Annotated in this window: 1 rRNA gene; it reads right to left on the reverse strand. The window is 54.5% G+C overall.

From position 1 onward, the window contains the following. Positions 1–521 (reverse strand): 23S ribosomal RNA (locus ACLJQJ_RS23425); the annotation flags it as partial.

A 521-nucleotide genomic window follows, 5' to 3' on the forward strand; every position in this document is an offset into this window, starting at 1 on the left:
GCTGCCGCAGCTTCGGTGCATGGTTTAGCCCCGTTACATCTTCCGCGCAGGCCGACTCGACCAGTGAGCTATTACGCTTTCTTTAAATGATGGCTGCTTCTAAGCCAACATCCTGGCTGTCTGGGCCTTCCCACATCGTTTCCCACTTAACCATGACTTTGGGACCTTAGCTGGCGGTCTGGGTTGTTTCCCTCTTCACGACGGACGTTAGCACCCGCCGTGTGTCTCCCGTGATAACATTCTCCGGTATTCGCAGTTTGCATCGGGTTGGTAAGCCGGGATGGCCCCCTAGCCGAAACAGTGCTCTACCCCCGGAGATGAATTCACGAGGCGCTACCTAAATAGCTTTCGGGGAGAACCAGCTATCTCCCGGTTTGATTGGCCTTTCACCCCCAGCCACAGGTCATCCGCTAATTTTTCAACATTAGTCGGTTCGGTCCTCCAGTTAGTGTTACCCAACCTTCAACCTGCCCATGGCTAGATCACCGGGTTTCGGGTCTATACCCTGCAACTTAACGCCC

Source organism: Salmonella sp. SAL04202 (assembly GCF_046550775.1).
Taxonomy (GTDB): Bacteria; Pseudomonadota; Gammaproteobacteria; order Enterobacterales; family Enterobacteriaceae; genus Salmonella; species Salmonella enterica.